Genomic DNA, 23259 nt, shown 5'->3' with positions numbered 1-23259 from the left:
TACGACTACCCGCCCGGTCGAGGCAAGCCGTAGGGTTTCGGGGTATCGGGAGGGGAGGAATTCATGCGCAAGGTTCATGCGACCGTGGCGGAGGCCCTGGAGGGGGTGCTGCGCGACGGAATGACGATCATGTCCGGGGGGTTTGGCCTGTGCGGCATTCCGCAATCCCTGATCGAAGGGATCGAAAGGTCGGGCGCGCGGGATCTGACCGTGATCTCCAACAATGCCGGGGTCGACGGGTTCGGTCTTGGGCGGCTTTTGGCGACACGGCAGATCGCCAAGATGATCTCGTCCTATGTCGGTGAAAACAAGCTGTTCGCCGAACAATACCTGTCGGGGGATCTGGAGCTGGAATTCAATCCGCAGGGCACGCTGGCCGAGCGCATCCGCGCGGGCGGGGCGGGCATTCCCGCCTTTTTCACCAAGACCGGCGTCGGCACCCTCATCGCCGAGGGCAAGGAGGTGCGCGCGTTTCACGGCGAGGATCATGTCATGGAAACCGGATTGGTCGCGGATCTGAGCCTTGTTCACGCCTGGAAGGGGGATGCGGAGGGCAACCTCGTCTATCGGATGACGGCGCGAAACTTCAACCCGATGATGGCGACGGCCGGAACGATCACGATCGCCGAGGTGGAGCATCTTGTGCCCACAGGCGATCTCGACCCCGATCACATCCACACGCCCGGCATCTTCGTGGATCGCATCGTGCATGTGCCGAATTCCGAAAAACGCATCGAACAGCGCACCGTGCGACCGCGCCCGGCGGAGGTGGCCTGATGCCCTGGACACGCGACCAGATGGCGGCCCGCGCCGCCCGTGAATTGCAGGACGGCTTCTATGTCAACCTTGGGATCGGCATTCCCACCCTTGTGGCCAACTTCATCCCCGATGGCATGGACGTCCGCCTGCAAAGCGAAAACGGGATGTTGGGCATGGGCCCCTTTCCCTTCGACGGTGCCGAGGATGCCGACCTGATCAATGCGGGCAAGCAGACCATCACCGCCCTGCCCCAGACCAGTTTCTTTTCCAGCGCCGACAGTTTTGGCATGATCCGGGGCGGGCATATCGACCTGTCCATCCTTGGCGCGATGCAGGTGTCCGAAGGCGGCGATCTGGCGAACTGGATGATACCGGGCAAGATGGTCAAGGGCATGGGGGGGGCCATGGATCTGGTGGCCGGGGTCAAGCGCGTCGTCGTGGTGATGGAACACAGCGCCAGGGATCAGGCAAAGCTCTTGACCGAATGCACCCTGCCCCTGACCGGGAAACGGGTGGCCGATCTGGTCATCACCGATCTTGGCGTCTTTTCCATCGCCCGGCGCGGACCTGCGGACATGCGCCTGATCGAGCTTGCGGACGGCGTCACGGTGGACGAGGTCGCCGCCCGGACCGAGGCGCGCTTCACCGTCGATCTGTCGGGAGCGGCGGCATGACGGCCATCGTCATCGTCGGCGCCGCGCGCACGCCGGTCGGCAGCTTTCTCGGCCCCCTGGCCGCCGTTCCCGCGCATGACCTGGGGGCCACCGCGATCAAGGCCGCCCTGCGGCGCGCGACGGTGGACCCGAGTGAGGTGAACGAGGTCATCCTTGGGCAGGTTCTGACGGCGGGGGCCGGACAGAACCCCGCGCGGCAGGCCGCAATTAAGGCGGGCATTCCCGACACCGCGACGGCCTTCGGTATCAATCAGGTGTGCGGCTCGGGGCTGCGCGCCGTGGCCTTGGGCCTGCAACAGATCGCCTTCGGCGATGCGTCGGTCGTCGTGGCGGGGGGGCAGGAATCCATGTCGCGCGCCCCACATTGCCAGATGCTGCGCACGGGCACGAAAATGGGCAATGTCAGCCTTGTGGATACGATGGTGGCCGACGGGCTGATGGACGCGTTCGGCGGTTATCATATGGGCATCACGGCGGAAAACGTCGCGCGGCAGTTCGGTCTGGACCGCGCGACGCAGGACGCCTTCGCCCTGACCAGCCAAAGACGCGCCGCCGATGCGCAAGCCGCCGGCCGCTTTCGCGACGAGATCGCCGCCGTCCACATCGAAGGCCGCAAGGGCACCGCTGTGGTGGATGCCGACGACCATCTGCGCCCGGAGACCAGCGCAGACGCCTTGGGCAAGCTGCGGCCCGCGTTCGATGCGAACGGCACCGTCACGGCGGGCAACGCCTCGGGCCTGAACGACGGGGCGGCGGCCGTGGTCCTGATGCATGAGGCCGAGGCCGCGCGGCGGGGTCTGACCCCGCTGGCCCGTATTGCCAGCTGGGCCACTGCGGGGGTCGATCCCGCGATGATGGGCACGGGGCCGATCCCCGCCTCCAAGGCGGCGCTGACGAAGGCGGGTTGGACGATCGACGATCTGGATCGGGTGGAGGCCAACGAGGCGTTTGCCGCACAGGCCTGCGCCGTCAACGCAGGAATGGGCTGGAACCCGAAGATCGTGAACGTGAATGGCGGGGCCATCGCCCTTGGCCATCCGATCGGCGCGTCGGGGGCCCGCATTCTGGTCACCCTCCTGCACGACCTGCAACGCAACGATCTGAAACGCGGACTGGCCACCTTGTGCATCGGCGGCGGTATGGGCATGACCCTCTGCGTCGAAAGATAGGCGGCGAAGGAAGTGCTTCGGAGCTTGCGGACCGGACCGATCTTGGCCCGAGGAACTTGGCCCGTTTTCAACGCCCGTGCACGCCCGGTATATGGACCAACTCGACGATGGTGTCCGGAGCCGGTGGGCGATAGAGCAATGCGCTGTGGGACCATTTCGTATAAGGGTGCCTTCTCCCTTGCCCGATCTGAGTCTATGCCTACGGGGGATGTAGAAGATCTCCCCGTTCAGCATCTCATCGCGGAAATGGGTGTTGAAGGTATCCGTTCTCCCGCGTCAATCGGGACCCGATGCAAGCCGTTTTCGCCTCGATGGCGCTGATCCAGTCCCGAACGGATTGGACGATGAACTCCGGGGCGTTGTCGGCACGGATGAGGAGGCGGTCTGACGGCAGTGCAGCACTGCAAGCGTTGCGAGACTGGACAGCCGTTAAGGCCGTTGTGGCTTTACCAGGGGACTGCTTCATCTCCTTCCACAAAACGGCCAGAAACAGGATCGTCTCCGAGCAGTGCGTATTTAACGGGAATTTTCGCCCCCTCCCCTACGGACAAGACGCCCTTGTGGTCGTTCAGGTCCGTCTTCACGTAGCCGGGGCTGACCGAATTCACGATGATCCGCGTCCCACGCAACTCTTCGGCAAGTTGTACGGTAAGCATGTTCAATGCCGCTTTGGACGCGTTGTACCCGATCAGCCGGGCATTATAGAATTTTGAGGTGGGATCGCCGTTTAGGGTCAGTGAGCCCAGGGAACTCGACACGTTGACGATGCGCGCCGCCGGTGCTTGCCTCAACAGCGGCAGCATGGCTTGCGTCACGACCAACGTCCCGATGAAGTTGGTCTCTATAATTCGCCGCGCCGCGTCTGCGGTCCCCGTGGTCGGTGGCCCGTCATGTGCATCGACGATACCCGCATTGTTGATAAGGATGTCGAGCCGGCCGTACTCCACTCGAATCATCTCGGCCGCCGCTGCGATCCCGGCTGGGTCAGTTAGGTCGAGCACCACCGATTTCGCATCGAAACCGGCGGCACACAACTTAGCGGCTGCCACCTTGGCGCGTCGGGAATCGCGCGCGCCGATGATGACGCAGACACCAGCTTGCCCGAGTTGTTGGGCGATTTCGAGACCGATCCCCCTATTTGCACCCGTGACAAATGCGATACGTTTTTCACCCACCATAATGCGGCTCTCTTTGACTTCAAAATCGACAGATCCAGTATATGAAGGATACTTCATTTTGTGGATTCGCTTATGGCAGACGCTTCGCCAACTCATCTAAGTGCCCGGAAAACCCCGCGTCAGAGGCGTGCGTCCGCTACGTTGGACGCCATATTCGAAGCGACCATTCAGGTTTTATTGCTCGACGGTCCCTATCGTCTCACCACCACCCGGGTCGCAGAGCGCGCTGGAGTGTCCGTGGGCACCCTGTATCAGTATTACCCAAACAAGCAGGCGTTGTTCTACGCGATCAACGGTCGCTACCTCGACGACATTGCGGAGAAGGTCGAGCGCGCATGCAAGGCGCATCATGGCGCGTCCATTGATACCATGATCAAGGCGCTGGTGACGACCTACTGGGATGCCAAGATGGCGCGCCCGGAGGAAACCCGTGCGCTCTATCGCTCGATTGCGGAACTCGACAACGAGGCGCTGATTGCTTCGTTCATGCGGCGAACGGACGCGGCAAGCACCGCGATGCTGGCAACCACCCCGTGCTCCACGTTTCCTGACCTGCCGACTGTCACGCTAACGCTACTTGCCACCATCTTCGGCACTGTGCGCTATGTGTTTGAGCGTAATTTAACGGAGGCCGAAACAGAGGCCATTCGGTCGCAATTGCTGGTGATGTGCAACGCCTACATCGCAGCGATTGGGGCATCGGCAATAACACGATCGTCAATCTAGCAGGATCGAGGCAAGCGCTTTGGACTGAACTTCCGCTCGGGTGACTGGCTTCTGATAATATCCGGACGCAGTTGACTCGTTATTCGCGCCCGGACGCTTCGCAAAAACCGGCGTCCGAGGGAAACTTGATCTCATGGCTCTGCAGCGCCGAAAAGGGACGGTTGAACGAGATAATCGCGCAGGACGTGATCGCCACCCCGGTCTCTGGCCTCCAGCGCCCACCGGCGGTACCCGCCCTTTTCGATGCGCGCGCCGTATGGCCAGCTCGACGGGCTCGAGATCCGCGTGATGGGCGAAATCGCCAAGCGGCTTGGCTTGGAATACGAGCCGGTGCTGGTAAGATGGGAAAGCGTGTTGATCGGTCTGGAGGCCGACCAATACGACATCATCAGCGTGGCCATGGACATCACGCCGGAGCGGCAGCAGAAAGTGACATTCGCCGATGGCTGGCTCGAGTCCGGCGGACGTGTCGTTGTGCTCGACGACAGCGACATCAAGGTACCGGCCGATGTGAACGGCCGGAACGTCGGGGGGCTGGTCGCGTCGAACTGGACCAAGATCGGTGAAGAGCTTGGTGGCAATGTCAAAGCCTACAAGGCCGAATCCGACGCCATGCAGGATTTGGCCAACGGCAATGTCGATGCCATCATCACGGATGCGGTCGCCGCAGGACATGCCATCAAGACCTCGAACCTGCCCCTGGTGATGCTGGAAGAGCCTGTCAGCACCGTCCAGAAAGGCTTTGCGATCAAGATGGGAAAACCCAATCTGACCGCCGCCGTGAACAAGGCGCTGGCCGACATCATCGCAGATGGCACCTATGCTCGACTGACGTCGGAACTGGTCGGCTATTCCCCCGCCCCGGTAGAGCCGATCCGCAGCCTGCCGTGACGAAGCGGCGGGGACTTGCCCGCCGGTCTTGACCAAGGGTTCGGTTCGAAAGCCGAAGCGACGCATGGCAGGCCTCGGACGGCACGCGTCCCGATCGTTTGCCGTGCCCTTCATCGGACAGAGCAAATGATCGCCAAACACCCCAAAGGCGACGATCACCCAGCCAAAACCCGACGATACCGTCACCCCCGGTAGAATGCCTTGGGAACATGCGGAAGGTGGACGCCAACGCCCGTTCCCGCTTAATCCGATCTGTAAGACAGGTCCTCCAGCCGTGTCGCCCGCGCGTCACTCGGCCCCGCATGTCGCGTCCACGCAAGCCGCCAGCCAAACCCGATCACAAAAATTTTTGCCGCGCGCATCCGGAACGGCATCTGGGGTGTCGTGGAACTGTCGGCGCTTGGCGTCCGGCCCGGATTTTCACAAAGGACATGATCATGACCGACCTGCCTGACACAAAGCCTGCGGCCCGGAATATTTTCTTTCTCCGTCCGGCGCTGACGCTTGCCACGATTCTTGGCAGCGCGAGCTTCGCATTTGCCGACGACACCCCCTCGTGCAACACACCCGTCGGATTGGACGGCACGGCGCTGGAATGCGGCGTCGGGGCGTCGGCGCAATCGGCGAACGCGACTGCGATCGGCAGCAACGCCACCGCGAACGGGGTCGATGCCCTGGCCGTGGGAGACACGGCTGTGGCCAACGGAAACTCCACCACCGCCGTGGGTGGCGAAAGCGTCGCAACCGCCCCGGGCAACACCGCCATCGGCTGGCAGGCCGAGGCGACGGGCGCCTTCGGCACGGCCCTTGGCCATCAGACGACCGCGTCGGGCGATCAATCCATCGCGGCGGGGGAGGATGCCGTCGCGTCGGGCTATGGCGCCATCGCGGTCGGCGGCAACAATGCGGGCGGTCAGGATGCGGGCGCCTCCGCGTCGGGCGAAGATTCCATTGCCATCGGGGCAGGCGCGTCGTCGGTCGGCAATTCCTCGACCGTGCTTGGCGGCGAGGCTGTAGCCAACGGCGCGGGGACGACGGCCATCGGCTGGCAGTCGGTCGCCATCGGGGAACGGGCGCAGGCGTTCGGGCATCTTGCAACCGCGCAGGGCATTCGGTCCATGGCCATCGGCGAGAATGCCGATGCGCAAAGCGATCTGTCCACGGCCATCGGCAATGAAAGCATCGCGGCGGGCACGGACGCGCTGGCGATCGGCGACACGTCTTTGGCCAACGGCAATTCCACCACGGCCATAGGCGGGGAATCCGTGGCGGTGGGCGCAGGCACGACGGCCATCGGCTGGCAATCCATGGCGACGGCGGAACGCGCGCAGGCGTTCGGGCACCTTGCCACCGCGCAGGGCGTGCGGTCCTTGGCCATCGGTGAGAATGCCGATGCGCAAACCGATCTGTCCACCGCCATCGGAAATGAAAGCATCGCCGCAGGCACGGATGCGCTGGCCTTGGGCGATACCTCGCAGGCGATCGGAAACTCCACCACCGCGATCGGTGGGGAATCCGTGGCGATGGGTGCGGGGGCGACGGCCATCGGATGGCAGTCGATGGCGACCGCCGAGCGGGCGCAGGCCTTCGGCCATCTGGCGCAGGCGACAGGTGTGCGATCCACCGCGGTCGGTGAAGGTGCCGTCGCGTCCGGCGCCAATTCGCTTAGCTTCGGGAACCTTGCCAGCGCATCGGGTGCGAACTCCGCCGCGATCGGCAACGGCGCCACGGCCACACGCGACAACCAGTTCGTTCTGGGCAACGCAAGCAACACCTATACCGCGACGGGCATCGCAAGCCAGGCCAGCCGCGACGCCCAGTCGGGCGAGGTGGGTTACGTCACCTCTGATGCCAGCGGCAATCTCGCGGTCGACCGCTCCATCGGGTCGCGCATGTCCTCGCTAAGCAATCAGGTGGATCGCAACGCGCGCGAAATCCAGAACAACAAAGAAGGGATCGCGATGGCGATGGCGATGGACGCGCCCTATGTGCCCGCCGATGCCACCTTCGCGGTGTCGTCGGCCCTTGGGCATTTCGAAGGGTCGTCGGCGGTCGCCGTATCCATGGGCTTCCGCACGAATGAAAACGTGCAATTCGACGCGGGCATCAGCTATGGTACGGATCGTAACCAGGTGGGCGGGCGCATCGGGATGACATATGCGTGGTAAGACCTGTCGGAAAGGGCCGCTGCACGCGGCGGCCCTTGCTGCCGCCCTTGCCTTTTCGCCGATTTCCGTCACCGCGCAAGAGAAGATGGTCGAACGCAGCTTCGCGACGGCGCTGATCCGCGACGTGCTGGCGGCGGTGAACCACGGCAACTGGACGGGCAATTACACCGTCGTGCGCGATTATGCGGCGGCGGATTTCGCGGCGGCGAACGACCCGACGCGACTTGCAGGCCTGTTCGTTCAGCTGCGGGCCGAACGTCTGGACCTGACGCGTGTCCTTGTCACCGATCCCGTGATCCTGAACGCCCAACTGACCGAGGGGCAGGACCAGATGCGGCTGACAGGTTATTTCCCGTTGCAGCCCGACCATGTCAGCTTCGACCTGACCTTTGCCCAGGAGGGAAGCCGGTGGCTGCTGACGGGAATTTCCGTTGGGGCCTTCGACGCGATCGGGCCGGAATGACCTCGCGTCCCGCCAAGTCGCACCGGGATCATGTCCACATGAAGGCCCGCAGCGACACGTCGCGGACCCCGTCCCGCGGTCTTCCTGTCAGCCCTCACTCTCACGGCGACCGGCCCTTATCGGCGACAAATCACGACTCTTCCGTATCCTGTGCCCAGCGGATTTGGTCCTCGGCAAGGCCGTAATTGTCGCGAGCGGCCGCCTCTGAAATATAGCCGAGCCTTAGATCCTGTTGCACGGCCTGCGCCGCCCGTTCTGCAACCGGGCCGTATCCGGCACCGCCCGGAAGCTCCATTTTCAGCTTCTGTCCGGCACCCACGAACTGCCGCCCCTTGCCTTGCAGGACCGTGCCGTCGGCCAGCGTCACACAGGTCGACGCTCCATCGCCGCCCCCGGCCCGTCCGCGCGCGGGATGTTTTACCCGGTCCAGCATCAGGGAGATGTCGAAGACATGCCCGGCCGCGGCACTGAGCTCGATCACCTGTCCCAGCCCCCCACGATAAGTTCCGGCACCCCCGGAATCGGGCCGCAGTTCCTTGCGCCAGATCACCACCGGCCCGCTCTGCTCGGTCGCTTCCACGGGCATCGTCATCACCCCCGAGGGGAAAGAGGTGGTGCTCATCCCATCCAGCGTCGGTCGGGCCCCAGCGCCGCCCGAATTGAACATCAGTATCTCCGCCCGGCGCGCCCCGTTCTGCCGGGCCGCCTCGCTTGCGGGGCGAAGGCTGAGCTGAAAGTTGCAAAGGGCGCTGGCCCCTTCGGCGGGGACAACCTGCGGCAACAGCTTGTCCAGCGCGTTGTAAACGGTGTCGGGGATCATGTGCCCTATGACATGGCGCAAGGCCACCGGCGCCGGAAAGGATGCGTTGACGATGCTATGCTCGGGGGCGGTGATCTCGAACGGGGCCAGGGATGCGGCGTTGTTCGGTATCTCGGGCGCGACGGCGCATTTGAGCGCATAGCAGGCATAGGCCTTGGTATAGACGAGCGGCACGTTGATGCCTTTGGCATCCACCCCCGAGGTGCCGGCGAAATCGACCTTTATCCGGTCGCTCAGGATGTGCAGACGGCAGACCAGATCGATGGGCTGCGCGAAGCCGTCGATCCGCATCTCCCCCGCGGCGCTTCCGGGTGTCAGGGCCGCGATCCTCTCCAACGTGGCACTGCGAGAGTTGCCGAAGATGAACTCGGCGATCTCGTCCAGATCCGACAGGCGGAATTCCTGCAAGGTGTCGCGTAGACGCGTCACACCCACATCGTTGCATGTAGCCAGCGCATAGATGTCGCCCACGACCTGATCGGGTTCTCGGACGTTCGCGCGCACAATCTGCAGCAACGTGTCGTTGATGCGCCCCGCATCCGCAAAGCGGGTGATCGGGATATACAGTCCTTCCTCATAGACGGAGTTCGCATCCGCACCGAAGACCCGGCCCCCGATATCGACGACATGCGCCGTGCAGGCGAAAAAGCCGATATGCGCCTCGTCATGGAAAACCGGCGTGACAACGGTGATGTCGTGAAGATGACCGGTCCCCTTCCATGGATCGTTGGTGATGTAGATATCACCCGGCGCAATGCGGTCCGCGCCGATCGCGTCGATAAAATGCGCGACGGCATCGGCCATGGCGTTCACATGGCCGGGGGTGCCGGTCACCGCCTGGGCCAGCATCAGACCCGCGCGGTTGTAAACCCCCGCCGACAGGTCGCCCGCCTCACGGACCGAGGTGGAGAAGGCCGTCCGCACAAGCGCCTGCGCCTGTTCCTCGACGATGGAGATCAGGCGGTTCCACAACACCTGAAGGGTGACGGTCGAAAGCTGTGTCATGGATCAGGCTCCGTGCGGGACGATTTCAATGGCGCCGTCGGACCGGCAATTCGCGACCCGGCTGGCCGGAACGATGATGGTGGTTTCATTTTCGTGGATGACGCAGGGCCCCGCGATCTGTTGCCCGGGCAAGAAGGTCGCGCGGGCGATGACCGCCGCATCGACGAAACGCTCCAGCCCCGCGTCGAACACCGGGCGGTGGGATTGGGGCCTGGCCTGAACCACCGTCCCCAGCGGATCGACGGGTTCGGGGCGCACGCGCGGGGTCGTGGCGTTCACCGCCCAGACGGTGATTTCGATCGGCATTCCTTCGATTATGCGCGAGAACAGCTTGGCGTATTCCGTCTCGAACAGGCGTTGCAAGGTGGCCGCGTCGATCGTCGCGATATCGGCCTGATCGAGGCTGACGGGAATTTCCCATCCCTGCCCGGCATACCGCATGAAGACGCGGGTTTCACACGCGATGGGCAAGGTCGTGTCGCAGCTGCGCACGAACGACGTGGCGTCTGCCGCAAGGCTGGCAAGAAGATCGCGCACGATCTGCGTGTCGAACGCGTCCAGCCGCATGAACAGGCTGCGGGTGCTTTCGAAGGCGAAGGGGGCGCGCAGGAAGCCCACCGCCGATCCGACCCCCGCCGAGGGCGGCACGATCAATCGTTGGATGCCGAGTTTTTCGCACAAACGGCCCGCATGCAGCGGGGCCGCACCCCCCGACGCGATCATGGTGTAGTCCCCCAGATCTTCGCCGTTCTCAACCGCGTGGACGCGGGCCGCGCTGGCCATGTTCTCGTCCACGATGTCCGAGATTCCGAAGGCGGCCATCGTCGCGTCGAGGTCCAGCCGTTCCCCCACCTCGGCGGTGATCGCGCGGGCCGATGCCTCGGTCGAAAGCGTCATGGTGCCGCCGGCGAAGTTTTCGGGATCAAGCCGCCCCAGCACCAGATCGGCATCCGTCACCGCCGGGCGCAGGCCGCCGCGGCCATAGCAGGCGGGTCCGGGCTCCGACCCCGCGCTTTCCGGGCCGACGCGGATCTGGCGCATGTCGTCGACGGTGGCAAGGGAACCGCCCCCGGCGCCGATTTCCACCATGTCGATCACCGGGATCGAAATCGGCATCCCGGAGCCCTTCTTGAAACGATAGGTTCGGGCCACCTCGAAGACTTGGGCAGTCTTGGGTGTATGGTCGCGGATCAGGCAGATTTTCGCGGTCGTGCCGCCCATGTCGAAGGCCAGAACCCGCGCGCATCCGTGGCTGGCCGCCGTGTATGCGGCAAACATCGCCCCTCCGGCGGGGCCGGATTCCATCAGCCGGACGGGAAAGGCCGCCGCATCGCGAAGCGAGATGACGCCGCCGCCCGAATGCATCAGAAAGATCGGACATTCCGCACCCGCCGTGACCAACTGATGCTGTAAGGCATTTAGGTAACGCTCCATCATCGGCCGGACATAAGCGTTTGCGATCACGGTGTTGAACCGTTCATATTCGCGCATCAGGGGCGAGACATCGGCACTGATCGACACCGAAACGCCGGGGCAGATCGCGGTGAGGATGTCGCGCACACGGCGTTCATGGGCCGGATTGGCATAGGAATGAATCAACCCGACCGCGACGCTTTCATAATTCCCCGCCCCGATCGCCCGCCCAAGCGCCTCGACCTCAGCCTCGTCCAACGCCAGAAGAACCCTGCCCGTGGCATCGATGCGTTCGGCCAGCGTAAAGCGGTGGTTGCGGGCGATCAGAGGGGTCGGCAGGACAAGGTTCAGGTCATATTGCTCAAAGCGGCTTTCGGTGCGCATCTCGACGGTGTCGCGAAATCCCTGTGTGGTGACGAAGGCCGTGCGGGCGCCGCGCCGTTCGATCAGCGCATTCGTCGCCAATGTGGTGCCATGGATGACACGGCCAATCTGTCCGGGCGCGATCCCGGCCTGGTCGCACACCCGGCGCATCCCGTCGATGATGGCCTGATCGGGCGCGGCATAATTGGTCAGCACCTTCGTGCTGAACAAGGTGCCGCCCATATCCAGGACCACATCTGTGAACGTTCCGCCGATATCGGCGCTGAGGGTGGCTTCGGTCATCCTTGAACTCTCTTTTGGGTATGGCCCCGCGCGGGGCCATGACGGGGTGTCAGGCGCGGGGAACGAAGTCCGGTGGCAAGAAGGCGCGGACCGGTGGCAACGGACGCCGCCACGGTTCCACCTCGACAAGACAGGATTGCGCGGAACATCCTTGCGCCAATTTCGACGTCCCGCGATCGGCGGTCAGCACATTGGGATTTCCATGAACCTCCAGCGGTGCATCCGCGTCCCCCGCCCCGGAGGGGACCGGGTCATACCACGCGCCGGTCGGCAACACCGCAACGCCGGGCAGCATCGCGTCGTCCATGGCCAGAATTGCCAAGCACGCCCCGCGGTCGTTGAAGACCCGGACCGGAGCCCCCTCGGCCAGCCCGCGGCTGGCCGCGTCGATCGGATGCAACCAGATCGTTTCCCGCCCATGACGTTTCGCCGCCACAGAGGGACCGGCCATGTCGTATTGACTGTGCAGGCGGTGACGCGGCTGGTTTGACAGAAGATGCAGGCCATAGGTCGCCGCCATCGGCGCACCCAGCCATTCCTTCGGCGCCAGCCATGCGGGATGCCCGGGGCAATCGTCATAGCCGAAATCCGCGATGGTTTTTGAGAAAATCTCAAGCCGGCCCGAGGGTGTCTGCAGCGGCGCGCCCTCCGGGTCCGCACGAAAATCGGCCAGAAGATCGCGTGTGTATTCGGACGGCGCGGGGTCGATCATGAGGATGCCGTCCTTCCAGAAGGCATCAAACGGCGGCAGTGTGATGCCCACCGCTGACGCCCGTTCCCCCGCTTCGGCATATAGGTGACGCAGCCACGCCTCCTCATCCCGCCCGGCGGTGAAGTCCTGTTCGGCCCCAAGGCGTGCGGCGAGGGCGGAGAAAATGTCGTAATCGTTGCGCGCCTCATGGGCCGGGGTGGCCACAGCATGCGATGCGGCGATGAAGTGATCGCGCGCCGACGCCGCGATGTCGTTGCGTTCCAGCGGGGTGGTCACGGGAAAGACGATATCGGCATGCCGGGCCAGCGGGTTCCACCACCCCTCGTGCACGATCACGGTTTCGGGCCGTTGCCAGGCCCGGCGCAGCCGGTTCAGATCCTGGTGGTGGTGAAACGGGTTGCCCCCTGCCCAATAGACCAGCCGAATATCGGGATAGGTCCGCCGTTGACCGTCGAAGTGATACGCGCCGCCGGGCGTTTCCAAGGCGTCGGTGATGCGGGCCACGGGGATGTAATCGTCGACTCCGTTCGCAAGCTGCGACAGGGCGGGAAAGCGAAATGGCATCGGCGCCTGGCCGATCCCGTTGGCCGAGGCATACCCGTATCCGAACCCGCCCCCGGGCAGACCGACCTGCCCCAGCATCGCCGCCAGCGCCATCGCCATCCAATAGGGTTGTTCGCCATGGTCGGCGCGTTGCAGCGACCAGGCGACCATGATGAAGCTTCGCGTGGCCGAAAGGTGGCGGGCGAGGTCCCGCATCCGGTCCGCGCGAACGCCGCAGATCGCTTCGGCCCATTGGGGCGTTCGCGCGGGTCCCCCCGAACACCCCATGACGTAATCCCGAAGCACCTCGTATCCGGTCGTGCACCTGTCCAGGAAATCGCGGTCAACAAGACCGTCCTCGATCAGCACATGGGCCATGCCGAGCATCAGTGCTGTGTCCGTTCCGGGGCGAACCGGCAGCCATTCCACACCCCCGCCTTCGGTATCACTCCGCACCGGCGACGCGGAAATCAACCGCGCCCCCCGCTGGCGCAGCGCCTTAAGGTGTTCTTCGACGATATGCCTCCCAACTCCCCCGGACGAGACTTGGGCGTTGCGTCGTGGAACGCCGCCGAACATCAAGACGGTTTCCGTATGTTCCGCAATGCGGGCCCAGCTTGTATGGCCCTCCACAAGACCGTCATGCGTTCCAAGAATACGCGGGACGATCGCGCTGGCCGCGGCAAAGCTGTAATTTTGCACCGACCGGGTGTAGCCGCCGATGCTGTTGAGAAAGCGATGCACCTGGCTTTGCGCATGGTGGAAGCGACCCGCCGACCCCCAGCCGTATGAGCCACCATAGATCGCCCCGTTGCCATAGGCGGCGCGCACGCGCCCAAGCTCGGCGGCGGCGATATCCAGCGCCTCGTCCCATGGCAGTTCGACGAAAGGTTCTTGACCGCGCGCATTGGGGCTTCCGGGGGGGCCACCCCGTTCGATCCGACGCAAAAACCCCTGCCGCACAGCTGGACGCCGAATCCGTGACGGCGCGTCAAGCGCGGCGATCATCGCCTCGCTCAACGGTGAGGGATCGGGATCGGCGGCAATGGGGACCAGAGCCTGGGGCCGGTTGCCGTCCATTTCGGCCCGGTAAAGGCCCCAATGGGTGGCAACGACGGGATTGGCAGCGCGTTTGAGCATGACATCTCGGGCAGTTGGAGGCCGCCCCCCCGTCCGGGAAGAGGCATGGGACATGGGCCGGGACGACACGTCCCTAAGATCTCAGTTCGACATCATCTGGGGCAGAGCGGTCACGATTTGGGGAAAGGCAACGATCAGCGCGATCATGACCAGCAACAGAATCAGGAAGGGCAGCGTCGCGCGGGTGATCTCCCAGATGCTACGGCCCGTCATCGACTTCAGGACGATCAGGTTGAACCCGAGCGGCGGGGTGATCTGTGCGCATTCGATCACGATCACGATGTAGATGCCGAACCACAAAAGGTCGATCCCCGCCGCGTCGACCATCGGCAGCACGACAGCGGAAGACAGCACGAGGATCGAGACACCTTCGAGAAAGCAGCCCAAGATCAGGAAGAAGATCGTCAAGGCAAGGATCAACCCCAGCCGCGACAGTTCGATCCCTTCGACCCATCCGGCCAAAGTGCGCGGAATATCCGCAAATCCCACCGCGACCGACAGCACGGATGCCGCCGAGATCACCAAGGCGATCATGCAGGACAGGCGGGTCGCCGCCATCAGACTGTCAAGAAACATGCGGCGATCGAGGCTGCGGTTCAGGGCCGCCAGACCGAGCGCCCCGAGGATGCCGATGGTCGCCGCCTCGGTCGCGGTGGCAAGGCCACCATAGATCGAGGCGATGACCGCGACGATTAACAGCAAAACAGGGGTCAGCTCTCGCGAAGCCGAAAGCTTCTCGCGGAATGACATGGCCGGTTCGGGCACAGGCGCCTTGGACCGGTTGAACCGCGCCCACAGGGCGATATAGCTTGAGAACAGCACGACGAGACAAAGCCCCGGCAGGATGCCCGCGATAAACAGCCGTGCCACCGATTGCTGCGCCAGAACGCCATAGACGATCATGATGATCGACGGCGGGATCAGAAGCCCGAAGGTTCCCGCCCCGGCAAGCGAGCCGATCATCATGTCGCGGTCATACCCGCGGCGGGTCAGTTCGGGAATACTCATCCGGCCGACCGTGGCCGTGGTGACCGCCGAGGACCCCGCGACCGCCGCCATGATGCCGCAGCCCACGACGTTCACATGCATCAACCCGCCGGGCCAACGGCGCAACCAGGGGGCAAGACCGCCGAACAGGTTCGCCGACAGGCCCGACCGGGACAGGATCTCCCCCATCCAGATGAAAAGCGGCAAGGCGGTCAATGCCCAGTTCCAGCTTGCGTCCCACAGGGTCGACGGCACCAGAAGGGCGGGGTCCGCATGGGTGAAAAGCAGGAATGTCAGGATCCCCACGCTCAGCAGCGCGATGGCGATCCAGACGCCGCTGATCAGCAGCACGATCATGGCCGCGCCCAGGGCGATCATTGAGGTGAAGACGGGATCCATGACCTTACTCGGGGCTGATGCCGGCGGCGTTCCGGTGCCGGGCGTCTTCGAATTGGGTGTTTCGTCCCCCGATCAGCCGCACGATCTGATGCAACAGCGCAACCGCCAGGACAACCAGTCCGAACGCCACGGCGCATTGGGGAATCCACATCGGTATCGCCATCAACCCGGGCGACAGATCGCCATAGGCATGACTTTCCAAGGTGAATCTGATCATGTGCCAGGCGCAATAGGCGACCACGACGAAGCTGGCGGCGCAGGCCCACAGGTCAGATCCCCGCACCAGCCAGCGTCGGGTCGAGTTTTCGGCGAACCCGACCCGGATATGATCGCCCCGCACCAGCGTATGGGCCAGGGCAAAAAAGGTCGACGCCGCCAGACAAAAGCCGGAAAGCTCCACCGTCTCCAGCGCCCAACCGAACTGCCGCGCGACGATCTGCACCGCCGTCAGAACCGCGATCATGGCAAGAAAGAACGCCGCCAGATATCCACAAAGCGCGTAAAGGCCATCAAGACATTTTTCCATCATCCGGACATCCCGTGCATGGACCCTGGGGGGACAGTATCGAAAGGAACGGGCACAGGCGGTGCCCGTAAGGTGGGGTCAGTTGCCGCGCGCAGCCTCATAGGCATCCAGCACGGCCTGTTGTTCGGGATTGGCGCTGCTTGCCCATTCCTCAAGCATGGTGGCACCGATCTCGCTCAGGCGGGATTGCAGGGCTTCCGACCCCTCGGTCACCGTGATGCCATGGGCTTGAAGCGCGGCCAGTGTCGCCTCATTGGCATCCCGGCTCATCGTGAACGAACGTTCGGTGGCGCGGCGACCGGCCTCCACAAGCGCGGTCTGCATCCCTTCGTCCAGACGGTCGAACGCCCGGCGGTTGACGATGATGGCATTCTTGGGATGCATGGACCCGGTATAGACGTAGTGGTCGACATAGTCCCAGACCTGAATGTCCTCACCCGTCTGCGCGGAGGTGAAGAGAGAGTCGATGAGGCCCGTCGAAAAGGCCTGCGGCACTTCGGCAAAGGGCAGGATCGTCGGGCGCATGTCCAACAGGCCGGCCATTTCCTCGGTCGATGCTGAATAAACCCGGACGCGAAGCCCCGCGAGATCCTCCGGCCCGTCCACTGGCATCTTGGTGAAGAAGCCCTGCCCCGGCCATGGTGCATAGCTGAGAACCATCATCCCGTTTTCGCCATACACCTTGTCGAAATACGGCATCTGCGCATCCATGAGCTTTTGCGCCTGGTCATAATCGCTTGCCAGGTTCGGAACACCCGAAAGCAGGTTCATCTGATCTTCGTTTCCATAGACGCCCAGACGAATTTCACCGATCGGGACCGAGCCGGACTGGACCCCACGCTTGATCATGTCGAGCTTCATCAATTCGTTGTTCGGGCGCAGGTCGATTTTCAGTTCGCCCCCCGTCGCCGCGTCGACCTCTTCAATGAACATGCGGATGTTCTTGGTGAAGAAATTGCTTTCGGGCAAGCCGGAAGGCATCGTCCAGACGGTTTCCGCCATGGCCGCGGGCGCAAAAGCCATCGCGGCGCAGAACGTGACCGCGAGGGTGCGAGCAGCTCTCATCATCTCACCTCTCCTTTTTATCGGTCCCGGGCCCCCGGGATCGCTTCACGACGTCATCTCTTGCGCCGACTGTGGCGCGATCTGGCACCATCTGAGAAATTGTTTGTAACTGTCGCCTTGATCGATAAATCTTATCAACGGGCGCTTGGGTCATTGATGAAATTATGACCTGTTGCCGACTTGACCGACAAACAGAGCCTGACCCGCGGGCAGTTTGCAAAAATGGACGGGAGATACGCCTTGCAAGCTTCGCTCAAGCAGATCGAGACGTTCCTTCGCCTTGCCGCCGTCGGGAACTTCCGGCGCGTCGCTGATATGATGCACACGACGCAGCCCAACATCTCCAGCCGGATCTTGCATTTGGAACACTCTTTGGGCCAGACGCTGTTCGAACGGTCGACGGGCGGCGTTCAGCTGACCCGTGAGGGCCGGGGGCTGGTCCCCCATGCCGAATACGTCATGAAGGCCTACGCCGCGTTTCTGGATGCCGGTGGGACGCAGGGGCAATCCGTCCTGCGTTTGGGCGTGGCCGAGATGGTCGCGCACAGCTGGCTGCCCCTGTTCCTGAAGGAGATGGAACGGCGGTATCCCAATGTGCGGCTTGAACTTGAGGTCAACCGCTCGCTTGTGCTTGAGGAACGCATCCTTGCGCGCGATCTGGACCTCGCCTTCATGAACGGGCCCATCGTCGATCTTGACGCGGTGAATTTGGACATCGGCACCGTGGACTTCTGTTGGGTCGCGGCACCGGGCCTTGTGTCCGAAATCATGCCGGTCACGACGCTGGAAGAACTGTCCAGCCTGACAATCTTCACACCCGGTGAGGGAAGCAAACCACATATCGCCATTGTTGAGCGCTTCTCCAGGCACGAGCAGCTTCGGGCAAAAATCGTGCCTTCGAACACGATCGGCGCCTGCTTGAAAATGGCGCAGAGCGGGATCGGTGTCGCCGGGTTGCCGCGATACTTTGTCGAGGACGCGCTGCGCCATGGCAGCGTCTGCGAAATCGACACCGACTGGACCCCGCCGCCACTCGGCTTCACCGCCTCGTATATGCGGTCGAGTTACGATCCGGTCATTTCGGCGGCGGCCGAGGTCGGCGCACAGCTTGTCAATTGGTCCGCCTGAGCGCGACCCATCCACCCCCTTCGGGTCCACGAAAACCGGATCAATGTCCCCATTCGATCAGACGCTGTGAAGGCCAGTCACCCCGCACGTTCACGCCCGTCGCACTCCGCGGTGATAGGCCAGAAGAAACACGACGCCGACCGCCATCGCCACGACGGCCATCCAAAGCCCGGTGGCATAGCCGCCGCCCTTGTCAGCAGCCAGACCCACGATCACCGGCGCGGTGACCTGCGCGATCCCGTAGGACAGCGTCATCTGCGCCATGGCCCGCGACGGGGCCGCGGGCGTAAGTCGACCTGCCAAGGCAAGGGTCATCGAAACGATGCCGATGAAGGTCATGCCGAACAGGACGGCACCGGCGATCGCCGCCGCCAGTGAGGGCAGGAGCGACAGCAGCAGAGACAGAATCTGCAGCCCATAGGCGCAGAGCAAGGCAGACACGTCCCCGATGCGTCGGACCACACGGTCCCAAACCAGCGTGGCTGGCGTTGCCGCGATTCCCGCGATGATCCAGACCAACGTCCCTTTGCCCGCCAGTGCAGGGTGGCTTTCCGTGACGACCACCAAAAAGGTCGCACTGACGACATAGCCCACACCCGCACCGCAATAGGCGAGGGCCAGAAACTGCAGGGGCCGTGTGCGCGATTTGACCACCCCGCGCGCCTTTTTGGCCACCGGCGGCGCGGGCGTTGCGGGCGGCGATGGTAGCCATATCCATGCCGGGACAAGCAGCGCCGCCCCAAATATCCCCATCGCGATCCACTGTTCGGCCCAAGTCAGCCATGAGGCAGTTGCCATGACGAAAAGGCCCGAAATGGTGATCCCCAGCCCCATTCCTATGAAGTGGAGACCAAGCTGCGGCCTACGCCCTTCGGCGATCAGCCATGAAAGCACCATTCCCGCCCCCAGCAACATTCCGGCGGCTGCACCCAGCCCGCCAAGAAAGCGCAGCGCCATCCACAAAGCGGGCGATGTGGTTAATCCCATGCCCAGAGTGCCCACCAACCCCGCGACCAATCCCGCGCGATACAGCCAAAGCCGCAGAGCCGGATCACCCACCATGGTGACGATCAGGATCGCCGACAAATAGCCCGCATAGTTGAAGGTGGCCATCATGCCCCCCGTCGCGGCATTGAGGCCAAGTTGGGTCTGCATCAGGGGAAGCATTGGCGTATAGGCAAAACGCGCAAGCCCGACCGTCAAGATAAGGCCGCAGGTGCCGGCAACGATGATCCGGCTGGAGGGTGAGGCGTGATCCATCATCACCCGATAACAAGCCAAAGGCTGGACGACAATTCGGCGACGGGACGAAATACGTTCATGAACCGCCACGCGTCCGATTTCCCACTCAATTGAACCTTGTGGCTGCCGTCTTCGGGCCAAGCCCCCTGCCCTGCGTCTGCATCCGAGCCTCGGCGTTCGGTATCGGTCCGAGATCGCCCGTCTGTCGGAAGCGCTTCAGGCGCCGGGGATGAAGCGCGAGGCGACGGAGATCTTGCGCGGCCTCATCTCCGAGGTGCGGATGATCCCGGAGACCGGGGCACCTGGAGGCCACCGGATGGAATTGGTGGGCGATCTGGCGGGGATTCTGCGTCTGGCGGAAGACGGCGCGCTTCCCGGGCCCCAGGTCCGGGTTCAGGTAAAGGGCGGATCGTCCAAATGCCAAAAGCCCCGGCGTTTGGCCGGGGTTGGTTGTGACGATGAGTCGGAAACGATGGTTGCGGGAGTAGGATTTGAACCTACGACCTTCAGGTTATGAGCCTGACGAGCTACCGGGCTGCTCCATCCCGCGGGAGTTGCGCTTTTGTGGGAGCGCTACTTTTGTGTCGAGAGAGGGATTATCGTTTGAGAGTATGGGGTCTTTCTAGGTTTGGCGGTGACCTACTCTCCCACGTCTTGAGACGCAGTACCATTGGCGCGACGGCACTTAACGGCCGAGTTCGGGATGGGATCGGGTGTTTTGCTCGTGCTATGACCACCAAACCGAGGAAGACCCCGTCCCGGCATGTTTGCCGGGAGGGTTTTACAACATCAGGGATCGTTTTGATCCTGTGTTCAAGTCGTGGTTGCTTTTGGTCCGGCTTTTTCCGGATCAAATCAAGCCTATCGGGCAATTAGTACCAGTCAGCTGAATGCATTGCTGCACTTACACCTCTGGCCTATCGACGTGGTGGTCTTCCACGGCCCTCAAGGGAGACCTTGTTTTGAAGGGGGCTTCCCGCTTAGATGCCTTCAGCGGTTATCCTGTCCGAACATAGCTACCCAGCACTACCGTTGGCACGATAACTGGTCCACCAGTGGTTCGTTCACCCCGGTCCTCTCGTACTAGGGGCAACTCTTCTCAAGTCTCCTACACCCACGGCAGATAGGGACCGAACTGTCTCACGACGTTCTAAACCCAGCTCACGTACCTCTTTAAATGGCGAACAGCCATACCCTTGGGACCTGCTCCAGCCCCAGGATGAGATGAGCCGACATCGAGGTGCCAAACGATGCCGTCGATATGGACTCTTGGGCATCATCAGCCTGTTATCCCCAGAGTACCTTTTATCCGTTGAGCGATGGCCCTCCCACTTGGGACCACCGGATCACTATGGCCGACTTTCGTCTCTGCTCGACTTGTCAGTCTTGCAGTCAGGCTGGCTTCTGCCATTGCACTCAACGACCGATTTCCGACCGGTCTGAGCCAACCTTCGCGCGCCTCCGTTACACTTTAGGAGGCGACCGCCCCAGTCAAACTACCCACCACGCAGGGTCCCGGACCCGGATAACGGGCCGCGGTTAGACATCAAGAGTGCGAAGGGTGGTATCTCAAGGATGGCTCCACGAGGACTGGCGTCCCCGCTTCGATGCCTACCACCTATCCTGCACATCACAATCCTGATGCCAGTGCGAAGCTATAGTAAAGGTTCATGGGGTCTTTCCGTCTAACCGCGGGAAGTGTGCATCTTGACACACAGTTCAATTTCGCTGAGTCCACATCAGAGACAGCGGGGAGATCGTTACGCCATTCGTGCAGGTCGGAACTTACCCGACAAGGAATTTCGCTACCTTAGGACCGTTATAGTTACGGCCGCCGTTTACCGGGGCTTCAATTCGGAGCTTGCACCCCTCCTTTTAACCTTCCGGCACCGGGCAGGCGTCAGACCCTATACGTCGTCTTGCGACTTCGCAGAGCCCTGTGTTTTAAGTAAACAGTCGCCACCCCCTAGTTTGTGCCCCCCACCCACAGTTGCCTGCAAGTGGGGCCTCCTTCTCGCGAACTTACGGAGGCATTTTGCCGAGTTCCTTTGATGTGGTTCTCTCAAGCGCCTTGGTATTCTCTACCAGTCCACCTGTGTCGGTTTCGGGTACGGTCTTATAGAGAGGCTATTTCCAGGAACCCCTAAGCAGCTCACCCAATCCGATAAGGGCAAACTACACTCGGGATCCGTCACCATCTCACGGCCCAGGAATATTAACCTGGTTCCCATCGACTACGCCTTTCGGCCTCGCCTTAGGGGCCGGCTTACCCTGCTCAGATTAGCTTTAAGCAGGAACCCTTGGACTTTCGGCGACAGGGTCTCTCACCCTGTTTGTCGCTACTCATGTCAACATTCTCACTTCTGATCTCTCCACCGGATGCCTTCCGGCCCGGCTTCACAGACAGAACATTGTCTTCACTGCTTTGCGCTACCGCTACGCTACTTGAGCGCGGCGACCCGCTTAAACAGAACAGACAGCGTTCTATATCACAGAACGCTCCGCTACCACGCATATCGCTATGCATCCTGAGCTTCGGCTCGTGGCTTGAGCCCCGTTACATCTTCGCCGCAGGACAGCTTATCTAGACCAGTGAGCTGTTACGCTATCTTTAAAGGATGGCTGCTTCTAAGCCAACCTCCTGGTTGTTTTGGCCGTCCCACATGCTTTCCCACTTAGCCACGAATTAGGGGCCTTAGCTGCAGGTCAGGGTTGTTTCCCTCTTCACGACGGACGTTAGCACCCGCCGTGTGTCTCCCGGATAGTACTCTGCGGTATTCGGAGTTTGCTTAGACTCAGTAAGGCTGTGGGCCCCCATCATCCATGCAGTGCTCTACCCCCGCAGGTATTCGTCCGAGGCGCTACCTAAATAGCTTTCGCGGAGAACCAGCTATCTCCAGGTTTGATTGGCCTTTCACCCCTAGCCACACGTCATCCAGACCCTTTTCAACGGGTGTTGGTTCGGACCTCCAGTACGTGTTACCGTACCTTCATCCTGCACATGGCTAGATCACCTGGTTTCGGGTCTGATCCCACGAACTCATGCGCCCTTTTAAGACTCGCTTTCGCTGCGCCTTCACCTAGCGGCTTAAGCTTGCTCGTAAGACCAAGTCGTTGACCCATTATACAAAAGGTACGCCGTCAGGACTGATGTCCCTCCGACTGCTTGTAGGCGTCCGGTTTCAGGTACTGTTTCACTCCCCTCGTCGGGGTGCTTTTCACCTTTCCCTCACGGTACTGGTTCGCTATCGGTCAGTAAGGAGTACTTAGCCTTCGGGGGTGGTCCCCCGGTCTTCAGACAGGATTTCACGTGTCCCGCCCTACTTAATACGTCCCATCAGACTTCCTGTACGGGGCTGTCACCCTGTATCGCTGCGCTTTCCAGCGCATTCCAGTCATCCTCAAGGCTCGGCTGGTCCGCGTTCGCTCGCCACTACTAACGGAGTCTCTATTGATGTCCTTTCCTCCGGGTACTTAGATGTTTCAGTTCCCCGGGTTCGCTCTAATATCCCTATGTATTCAGGATAAAAGTACCTGGCTCAACCCGCCATTGATCACCAAGGTGACAATGACAAACTGTCAGGT

General features: G+C 62.4%; 16 protein-coding genes, 1 tRNA gene and 2 rRNA genes (1 of these 19 cut by a window edge). 8 read left to right on the top strand and 11 right to left on the bottom strand.

Features of this window, described 5'->3' with window-relative positions:
• Positions 1-63 precede the first annotated feature (63 nt).
• The 3 genes from MU449_RS00310 to MU449_RS00300 are packed head-to-tail and all read left to right on the top strand — an operon-like array spanning position 64 to position 2602.
• Positions 64-777 (top strand): CoA transferase subunit A, encoded by a 714-nt coding sequence (locus MU449_RS00310; protein WP_244735981.1) that lies wholly within the window; start codon positions 64-66, stop codon positions 775-777.
• Positions 777-1433, top strand: coding sequence for a 3-oxoacid CoA-transferase subunit B (locus MU449_RS00305; RefSeq protein ID WP_244735980.1), 657 nt, complete (start codon positions 777-779; stop codon positions 1431-1433). Before MU449_RS00310 ends, MU449_RS00305 begins: the two co-directional genes overlap by 1 nt.
• The gene (locus MU449_RS00300) at positions 1430-2602 is read left to right on the top strand and encodes an acetyl-CoA C-acetyltransferase (protein ID WP_244735979.1); all 1173 of its coding nucleotides are present in this window, start codon (positions 1430-1432) and stop codon (positions 2600-2602) included. Before MU449_RS00305 ends, MU449_RS00300 begins: the two co-directional genes overlap by 4 nt.
• Positions 2603-3048: 446 nt before the next feature.
• Here MU449_RS00300 and MU449_RS00295 read toward each other — a convergent pair whose 3' ends face one another.
• Positions 3049-3837 carry an SDR family oxidoreductase gene (locus MU449_RS00295; RefSeq protein ID WP_244735978.1) on the bottom strand — a complete coding sequence of 263 codons (789 nt, stop codon included), beginning with the start codon at positions 3835-3837 and terminating at the stop codon, positions 3049-3051.
• A gap of 84 nt (positions 3838-3921) precedes the next feature.
• On the opposite strand from MU449_RS00295, the gene MU449_RS00290 reads away from it, so the two are divergent.
• The 4 genes from MU449_RS00290 (at position 3922) to MU449_RS00275 (ending at position 8028) form a co-directional block, all read left to right on the top strand.
• Positions 3922-4506, top strand: a complete 585-nt coding sequence (locus MU449_RS00290) for a TetR/AcrR family transcriptional regulator (RefSeq protein WP_244735977.1) — start codon at positions 3922-3924, stop codon at positions 4504-4506.
• Positions 4507-4710: 204 nt separating this feature from the next.
• Positions 4711-5397 (top strand): transporter substrate-binding domain-containing protein, encoded by a 687-nt coding sequence (locus tag MU449_RS00285; protein ID WP_280517668.1) that lies wholly within the window; start codon positions 4711-4713, stop codon positions 5395-5397.
• A 437-nt stretch (positions 5398-5834) separates the two neighbouring features.
• The gene (locus MU449_RS00280) at positions 5835-7565 is read left to right on the top strand and encodes a YadA C-terminal domain-containing protein (RefSeq protein WP_244735975.1); all 1731 of its coding nucleotides are present in this window, start codon (positions 5835-5837) and stop codon (positions 7563-7565) included.
• A complete protein-coding gene (locus MU449_RS00275; RefSeq protein ID WP_244735974.1) occupies positions 7555-8028 on the top strand; it encodes a hypothetical protein in 474 nt (157 codons plus the stop codon). The genes MU449_RS00280 and MU449_RS00275 overlap by 11 nt, the downstream gene beginning before the upstream one ends.
• 130 nt (positions 8029-8158) lie before the next feature.
• Here MU449_RS00275 and MU449_RS00270 read toward each other — a convergent pair whose 3' ends face one another.
• From MU449_RS00270 to MU449_RS00245, 6 genes are all read right to left on the bottom strand, one after another.
• Complete coding sequence (locus MU449_RS00270) at positions 8159-9853, bottom strand: hydantoinase B/oxoprolinase family protein (RefSeq protein ID WP_244735973.1); 1695 nt, start codon at positions 9851-9853, stop codon at positions 8159-8161.
• Positions 9854-9856: 3 nt separating this feature from the next.
• Positions 9857-11932: a hydantoinase/oxoprolinase family protein gene (locus MU449_RS00265; RefSeq protein WP_244735972.1), complete on the bottom strand. Its 2076-nt coding sequence runs from the start codon at positions 11930-11932 to the stop codon at positions 9857-9859.
• Positions 11933-11981: 49 nt separating this feature from the next.
• Positions 11982-14327 carry a molybdopterin-dependent oxidoreductase gene (locus MU449_RS00260; protein ID WP_244735971.1) on the bottom strand — a complete coding sequence of 782 codons (2346 nt, stop codon included), beginning with the start codon at positions 14325-14327 and terminating at the stop codon, positions 11982-11984.
• 81 nt (positions 14328-14408) lie between these two features.
• Positions 14409-15713, bottom strand: a complete 1305-nt coding sequence (locus tag MU449_RS00255) for a TRAP transporter large permease (RefSeq protein ID WP_244735970.1) — start codon at positions 15711-15713, stop codon at positions 14409-14411.
• A 4-nt stretch (positions 15714-15717) separates the two neighbouring features.
• The gene (locus MU449_RS00250) at positions 15718-16242 is read right to left on the bottom strand and encodes a TRAP transporter small permease (protein WP_244735969.1); all 525 of its coding nucleotides are present in this window, start codon (positions 16240-16242) and stop codon (positions 15718-15720) included.
• Between the two features lie 75 nt (positions 16243-16317).
• Entirely contained in the window at positions 16318-17307 is a 990-nt protein-coding gene (locus tag MU449_RS00245; protein WP_244735968.1) for a TRAP transporter substrate-binding protein, read from the bottom strand.
• A gap of 237 nt (positions 17308-17544) precedes the next feature.
• Between MU449_RS00245 and MU449_RS00240 the strand changes: the two genes are divergently transcribed.
• Complete coding sequence (locus MU449_RS00240; protein WP_244735967.1) at positions 17545-18432, top strand: LysR family transcriptional regulator; 888 nt, start codon at positions 17545-17547, stop codon at positions 18430-18432.
• Positions 18433-18522: 90 nt separating this feature from the next.
• Here the strand turns inward: MU449_RS00240 and MU449_RS00235 are convergent, their stop codons facing one another.
• The 4 genes from MU449_RS00235 to MU449_RS00220 all read right to left on the bottom strand — a co-directional run.
• Positions 18523-19692, bottom strand: coding sequence for a YbfB/YjiJ family MFS transporter (locus MU449_RS00235; RefSeq protein WP_280517667.1), 1170 nt, complete (start codon positions 19690-19692; stop codon positions 18523-18525).
• Between the two features lie 455 nt (positions 19693-20147).
• Positions 20148-20224 (bottom strand) — tRNA-Met (locus MU449_RS00230).
• Between the two features lie 76 nt (positions 20225-20300).
• A 5S ribosomal RNA gene (gene rrf / locus MU449_RS00225) occupies positions 20301-20415 on the bottom strand.
• A 110-nt stretch (positions 20416-20525) separates the two neighbouring features.
• A 23S ribosomal RNA gene (locus tag MU449_RS00220) occupies positions 20526-23259 on the bottom strand; it runs 130 nt beyond the window's last position.

Source organism: Falsirhodobacter halotolerans (assembly GCF_022899245.1).
In the GTDB taxonomy this organism is placed as follows: Bacteria; Pseudomonadota; Alphaproteobacteria; order Rhodobacterales; family Rhodobacteraceae; genus Falsirhodobacter; species Falsirhodobacter halotolerans.
Note: the sequence above shows the minus strand (reverse complement) of the source record. Positions and strands in the feature narration are given on the sequence as shown.

What these genes read in the sequence shown, in the direction of transcription:
- MU449_RS00310 (WP_244735981.1), top strand. Translation starts at nt 64, where the DNA reads ATGCGCAAGGTTCATGCGACCGTGGCGGAGGCCCTGGAGGGGGTGCTG.
- MU449_RS00305 (WP_244735980.1), top strand. Translation starts at nt 777, where the DNA reads ATGCCCTGGACACGCGACCAGATGGCGGCCCGCGCCGCCCGTGAATTG.
- MU449_RS00300 (WP_244735979.1), top strand. Translation starts at nt 1,430, where the DNA reads ATGACGGCCATCGTCATCGTCGGCGCCGCGCGCACGCCGGTCGGCAGC.
- MU449_RS00295 (WP_244735978.1), bottom strand. Translation starts at nt 3,837, where the DNA reads ATGAAGTATCCTTCATATACTGGATCTGTCGATTTTGAAGTCAAAGAG.
- MU449_RS00280 (WP_244735975.1), top strand. Translation starts at nt 5,835, where the DNA reads ATGACCGACCTGCCTGACACAAAGCCTGCGGCCCGGAATATTTTCTTT.
- MU449_RS00275 (WP_244735974.1), top strand. Translation starts at nt 7,555, where the DNA reads ATGCGTGGTAAGACCTGTCGGAAAGGGCCGCTGCACGCGGCGGCCCTT.
- MU449_RS00270 (WP_244735973.1), bottom strand. Translation starts at nt 9,853, where the DNA reads ATGACACAGCTTTCGACCGTCACCCTTCAGGTGTTGTGGAACCGCCTG.
- MU449_RS00265 (WP_244735972.1), bottom strand. Translation starts at nt 11,932, where the DNA reads ATGACCGAAGCCACCCTCAGCGCCGATATCGGCGGAACGTTCACAGAT.
- MU449_RS00260 (WP_244735971.1), bottom strand. Translation starts at nt 14,327, where the DNA reads ATGCTCAAACGCGCTGCCAATCCCGTCGTTGCCACCCATTGGGGCCTT.
- MU449_RS00255 (WP_244735970.1), bottom strand. Translation starts at nt 15,713, where the DNA reads ATGGATCCCGTCTTCACCTCAATGATCGCCCTGGGCGCGGCCATGATC.
- MU449_RS00250 (WP_244735969.1), bottom strand. Translation starts at nt 16,242, where the DNA reads ATGATGGAAAAATGTCTTGATGGCCTTTACGCGCTTTGTGGATATCTG.
- MU449_RS00245 (WP_244735968.1), bottom strand. Translation starts at nt 17,307, where the DNA reads ATGATGAGAGCTGCTCGCACCCTCGCGGTCACGTTCTGCGCCGCGATG.
- MU449_RS00235 (WP_280517667.1), bottom strand. Translation starts at nt 19,692, where the DNA reads ATGGATCACGCCTCACCCTCCAGCCGGATCATCGTTGCCGGCACCTGC.